General features: G+C 36.5%; 6 protein-coding genes. 3 read left to right on the top strand and 3 right to left on the bottom strand.

Translation table 11 applies throughout. From position 1 onward, the window contains the following. A partial coding sequence (locus ABIQ28_RS08970; protein ID WP_348036549.1) for a transposase occupies window positions 1–467 on the top strand: 467 nt, incomplete at its 5' end. A 158-nt stretch (window positions 468–625) separates the two neighbouring features. On the opposite strand, the gene ABIQ28_RS08965 is transcribed toward ABIQ28_RS08970, so the two are convergent. The 3 genes from ABIQ28_RS08965 to ABIQ28_RS08955 form a co-directional block, all read right to left on the bottom strand. After that, complete coding sequence (locus ABIQ28_RS08965) at window positions 626–1,582, bottom strand: TerC family protein (protein ID WP_348036548.1); 957 nt, start codon at window positions 1,580–1,582, stop codon at window positions 626–628. A 77-nt stretch (window positions 1,583–1,659) separates the two neighbouring features. Next, window positions 1,660–2,997, bottom strand: coding sequence for an MATE family efflux transporter (locus ABIQ28_RS08960; RefSeq protein ID WP_348036547.1), 1,338 nt, complete (start codon window positions 2,995–2,997; stop codon window positions 1,660–1,662). A gap of 33 nt (window positions 2,998–3,030) precedes the next feature. Continuing rightward, a complete protein-coding gene (locus ABIQ28_RS08955) occupies window positions 3,031–3,780 on the bottom strand; it encodes a hypothetical protein (protein ID WP_348036546.1) in 750 nt (249 codons plus the stop codon). Window positions 3,781–3,964: 184 nt separating this feature from the next. Between ABIQ28_RS08955 and ABIQ28_RS08950 the strand changes: the two genes are divergently transcribed. Both ABIQ28_RS08950 and ABIQ28_RS08945 read left to right on the top strand, forming a co-directional pair. Beyond that, the gene (locus ABIQ28_RS08950; RefSeq protein WP_348036545.1) at window positions 3,965–4,651 is read left to right on the top strand and encodes a response regulator transcription factor; all 687 of its coding nucleotides are present in this window, start codon (window positions 3,965–3,967) and stop codon (window positions 4,649–4,651) included. 167 nt (window positions 4,652–4,818) lie between these two features. Then, window positions 4,819–6,092: histidine kinase dimerization/phospho-acceptor domain-containing protein (locus ABIQ28_RS08945; protein ID WP_348036544.1), on the top strand; the 1,274-nt coding region annotated here is incomplete at its 3' end.

Genomic DNA, 6,092 nt, shown 5'->3' with positions numbered 1-6,092 from the left:
CAAAAAATAGACTTCACTATTTCGGTAATGTATGTGATGCTAAAATGGAATTATCCAAAATAGGCAGAATTGCAGAAACCGAATGGTTAAAAACATTTGAAATGCGACCTGATATGAATTTACTAATGGCTGATTTTGTGGTAATGCCCAATCATTTTCATGCCATAATAATTATAGGAAAAAATGAATATAACATGAAAAATGAGGCTAAAGACGCAATGCTTTGCGTCTCTACAAGGGAATCACAACCCATAAACCAATTTGGACCACAATCCAAAAGTTTGGCATCCATCATTCGTGGTTTTAAATCGGCCGTTACATTTAATGCACGTAAAATTGACGCGTCATTTGCATGGCAACCATCATATCACGAACACATCATACGAAATAGCAAATCATTTAATACCATTTCAACTTACATACAAAACAATCCTAAAAATTGGGTAAATGATAAATTTAACGCTTGATGAGCATTTCTACAGAAAACCTAAATTCGCAAGGAAACGAACTGATCAGAGTATAAAAACAAAAATCCTGAGCAAACACTCAGGACTTTCATTTAAAACAATATTTAAATTTTCTGGTCGAAAGCTTCGTTCAAAACTTCTGATCCAACATTCTCATGCTATAGTATTTCCTTCGGTTTTTCAGATTTTACCAAGGATACTAAAATCCCAACTGCAAGCGCTAAACCTATAAATCCTAAGGACACCCATTCTGGGAATTTAAAGTAGTGTACGATTAACATTTTAATACCGACAAAAGATAAAATGGCAATCAAACTGTATTGTAAATAACCGAAGCGTTCCAACATATTTGCCAAAAAGAAATACATCGATCGCAAGCCTAAAATGGCGAAGATATTCGAGCTGAATACTAAGAACGGATCTGAAGTAATTGACAAAATTGCCGGAACGCTATCAATCGCAAACACCACATCCATGACTTCAATAACAACCAAAGCCACAAACAAAGGTGTAGCTACCGTAAGATGACGCCGTTTCACAAAAAAATGTTCATTCTCAATATCTGTAGTAATCGGCATGATCCTTCTCAGCGTTTTAAAAACAAAGGAATCTTTAGGATGAAAGTCATGATCATCTTTAGTAAACAACATTTTTAGCGCGGTAAAGACTAAGAAAGCACCAAAGATATAAGTCATCCATGAGAATTTATGAATCAACATGACTCCCAAGAAGATCATCAATCCTCTAAATACTACCGCACCCAAAATTCCCCAAAACAACACGCGATGCTGGTATATGGGCGGAATTTTGAAGGAAGCAAAAACAATAGCAATCACAAATATATTATCAATACTTAAGGACAACTCAATAAGATATCCAGTGATATATTTAATCATCGCATCCTGGGGTAATAGCTGATCAGGATTATCAATATGCACGCCCCCACTATATAACCAATAGATCACTCCTGAAAACGCAAATGATAAGGACACCCAAACGGCGGTCCAAATCCCAGCCTCTTTCGAGCTGATGACATGTGGATTCTTGTTAAATACGCCGAGATCTAAGGCCAAAAAGATAATTATTCCAATAATAAATAGAATCCAAACTGTCATTTAAATGGTGTTTTTAGTTATGCAAATATACTTTTAAATCATCCGATTTATTTTCAATATTAGGAAAATATTGGCTTTTAAATAGCTGCTTTTTTCATATCAAAAACTTTAAGGATTTTCGGGTAATAGGCTCCCAAAGCCACGCCTCTTACCACCACATAAAATATAAAAGACAGCCACAAACCGGCATTTCCGTAATAACGCACCAGAATCAAACTTAAGCCAATAAACGCAATCAAGGCTAATATGGTTGCATTTCGCATTTCCTTACTTTTGGTAACGCCAATGAAAACCCCATCCAACTGAAAGGCCACAAAAGAAAATAAGATATAAACCACCGCATAGTTTTTATAGTTGGAAGCGATGGTTTGCACTTGACCATCTTTAGTTAACAAAGGAATTACAGTATCACTAAAAAGAAATACGCTTAGCGCAAGCAATACAGCCGTTGCTCCTGCCAAAACTGTCGATTGTTTAATCTGACTTGTGAAAGCCAATTTATCCTTAGCACCAAAAGCATTTCCGGCGAGCATTTCAACCACATGGGCATAGCCATCCAAAAAGAAAGCCGACAAGGTTACAAATTGTAATAACACATGATTGGCGGCAAGAGTATGATCGCCGAATTTAGCGCCCTGATTGGCAAACCAGCCAAAACCACTCAACAAAGCAAGGGTACGAATCATGATATCGGAATTCACTTTAAACAAGGCGATTAACTTGGATGGATATAAAATCTGCGTTTTCAACTCTTTCGCACGAGCTAAAGGCCGATTCAGACCTAGTTTATGAAACAACACATAACCAGCAAAAAATAAAGTTAGCCATTCTGCCAATACAGTTCCAAGTGCAATCCCCTTAACGCCCATTCCAAAGCCGACCACAAAAGTGATATTGAATACAATGTTTAATCCGTTGAGAAATAACTGTACCCAAAGCAATCGCTTGGTCCAGCCCATTCCGATGAGCGTTCCCAACAAGGAAAACGTAATTAATGTAGCGGGCGCTCCCCAAATTCGGATGTAGAAATAATCCTTAACCAACTCTTTAATTTCATCACTCGCACTCAATAAATAGACGGAGAACTCGCCAATTAATTTCTGTAAGACGACAAGAATGAAACCGATTGCAGCGCCAAGAAAAATAGTTCTAAAAACTAAAGCATGCAATTCGTTATTGTCTTCGGCTCCCGAAGCTTGCGCAACAAAACCGGTGGTGCCCATTCTTAAAAAACCAAATCCCCAATACACAAAACTAAAAATCAACGCTGCCAAAGCTATCGCTCCCAAATCAGCAGCTGATGCCGTTTGTCCAATCGAAGCCGTATCTACCAGACCCAAAAGCGGGACGGAGGCATTGGCGATGATTATTGGGATCGCCAATTTGATGATGTGTATATAATTGCTTTTTTGCATTAATGGAGTAACTTTTCTGAAATCTTATCGGATTTATATATTGTCCTTACTTTGAAAAAACTCAATTACTTTTTCATCCTTAATAAGTAATTCTGTATATTTTGTTATCGAGTCAGAAGACATTTCAGGACTTTTAATCTGCAAGGATCGTAAAGTTTGATCTTTTCGTGGCGCAATTAGGATTGTTTTACCGAAACTCAAATCAAAAATTCGTGTATTGACTATCGCATAAGCATTATTTTCAGCAGTTATAAAAGCTACATAGTCAATTCGATTATCTTTTGTGCTAATAAATCCTTGTCCCAAATAATCGGGATGATTTCTTGACAGAACAACACTATGCGCTAAATTATAATTTACATTATCAATCGTATCTGTTAACACTAAGATTTGGAAAAACACCTCATCTTTTCTTCCTATCAACCGGGCTTTATTTAAAGAGTTCTCTTTAACGAAAAAGCTTCTCATAAAAATTTTTCGATCTTTTATTTCAAATTGCCCAGCTACAACTCCTACGCCCTTAAAACTACCTTTGCCTATTAAGTCATATTTAGGCTGTGGAAATACGCCTAATTGAAAAGGTCCGGAATCTCCAAAATCGATATCTTGCTGGTCCTGCTTAAGCATTTTTATATCCCAAGTAGATGAGTCATTTCTATTATTGAGATGATTTTCTCTTTTTTGATGTTTCCATTGATTGTCTTCGGACTTAATTACCGAAGTTGTATTCGAACAACTTGATAGGACAAGAAGAATATTCAGAAACAATAACATTCTTTTCATAAGAATAGATTTTGCGAAGTCCTGATGATACCAGGTCATTTCGATTAAGACAAACCTAATCATCTTTTCAAGATCCACTTAAAATAAACTTCACTTTTAATAATATTTTTGACGTTAACCAATATTGAATCAAGTATTACTATGTTTCAATGTTATAGCAAAAGGATTTTGTAAATTTGTCTCTATGACAATTTTAATCATAGAAGACGACTTACGTGTTGCCGAACTTTTGCAAAGAGGTTTGGAAGAGCAAGGTTTTAAGCCAACTTTAGCTTATGATGGTGTTTCGGGTAAAAAATTAGCTTTACAAAACGATTATGACCTCATCATAACCGATATTATTTTGCCGAAAATGGATGGCATCGATTTGTGTAAACTTATCCGGCAAACCAAGCCGAATATGCCCATCATCATGTTGACTGCTTTAGGAACCACCGATGATAAAATTGAAGGTTTTGATGCTGGAGCGGATGATTATTTGGTCAAGCCTTTCGAAATGCGCGAACTCATGGCTCGCATCAGAGCATTACTGAATCGGAGAGCAAACAGCACTAACAACTCAACTGTTATTCTGAATTATGACGATCTGGAAATGAATTTGCACACAAAAATGGTCAAACGCAACGATCAGGATATCAGTTTAACGCCCAAAGAATTTAAGCTGTTGGAATATATGCTTCAAAATCCCGAGCGCGTTTTATCACGTTCTGAAATCGCCGACAAAGTTTGGGATACCCATTTTGATACTGGCACTAATTTTATTGACGTCTATATAAATTATTTACGCAAAAAAATCGATCGTGAATTTGAGCACAAACTCATTCATACCAAATCAGGAATGGGATTCGTTTTGAAACGGGAAGACAGCTAAAGAACCTGTGGTATCTCAAACAGAATGGAGGTCTACTTAATTCGTGAAATGAATAGTCGCATTTTACGCGATTTCAGCTAACGAATAGATTAGTGTAAATTCGTGAAATTCGTGTCTAAAATTTTTAGAATTACGAATTTAATTATCCATAAATTTTTAGTTGCGCTTTGAAAACAAGAACGAGACTCGCCATATTATTTACGCTGATTACGGCCACCATACTGTTGATTTTTGCCGCTATCATCTACTATTCCACACAAGAAAGTCGCGAACGCGAATTTTATACCCTTCTTAAAAAAGAAGCGATCACCAAAGCCAATCTGTTTTTTAATGCCGAAGTAAACCCGCAGACACTTCAAGATATTTACCGAAGCAATCGTCAGGTTTTGAACGAAGTTGAAGTCGCTATTTATGACAAGGATTTTACGCTATTGTATCATGATGCTGTCGATATTGATTTTGTGAAGGAAACAAAATCCATGAATGACGACATCTATAAAAAGGGCGAGATCCAATTCGACCAAGAAGGTTGGCAAGTAATTGGCTTGCGCTATGAATTTGAGGGCAATAATTATGTGGTCACTGCTACTTCTTATGACCAATATGGCTACAACAAATTAAATAGCTTATTGAAAACAAGCGTTCTTGTTTTTGTGATTGCGATTGCATTCATCTATATCGCAGGGGTTTTCTTTTCGAAAAAGGCTTTTAAACCGGTTAGCGAAATGGCTGAAAAAGCCAAAAACATCACGGCTAAAAATCTGGATTTGCGATTACCTTCCAATGACAATAAAGACGAATTATCCGAACTCGCGCAGACCTTTAATGCCATGTTAGACCGTCTGGAACAGTCTTTTGATGCTCAAAAACACTTCGTTTCTAATATTTCGCATGAACTCCGAACGCCATTGGCCGCAATCATTACCGAATTGGAATTATCGATTAACAAAGAGCGGAATGTTGAAGATTATAAAACCGCTATTGAAAACAGTCTTAAAGATGCTAAAAAAATTGTCCGACTTTCAAATAGCCTTTTGGATATAGCCAAAGCGAGTTATGATCCGTCCGAAATTTCATTTAAATCTGTACGCATTGATGAAGTTTTATTGGATGCCAGACAACAAGTACAACGCGGCAATCCTGATTATAAAATTGACATTCACTTTGAAACTGATTTTGATAATGATGAACAGATTTCGATTAATGCGAATGCCTATCTCTTAAAAGTCGCTTTTGCCAATCTCTTTGAAAACGGCTGTAAATTCTCTGAGGATCATCATTCCAAAGTTTCAATTGCTTTTAAATACCAGAGCATTCAATTGCAATTCTCCGATCATGGGATTGGCATTTCTGAAATTGATTTGAAAAATATTTTTAAACCTTTTTATAGAGGCGATAATCAGAAGTTCGCCGACGGCAATGGCATTGGATTATCCTTGAC

The organism is Gelidibacter sp. (genome assembly GCF_039916245.1).
Classification (GTDB): Bacteria; Bacteroidota; Bacteroidia; order Flavobacteriales; family Flavobacteriaceae; genus Gelidibacter.
This window is presented reverse-complemented; position numbering and strand designations above follow the sequence as displayed.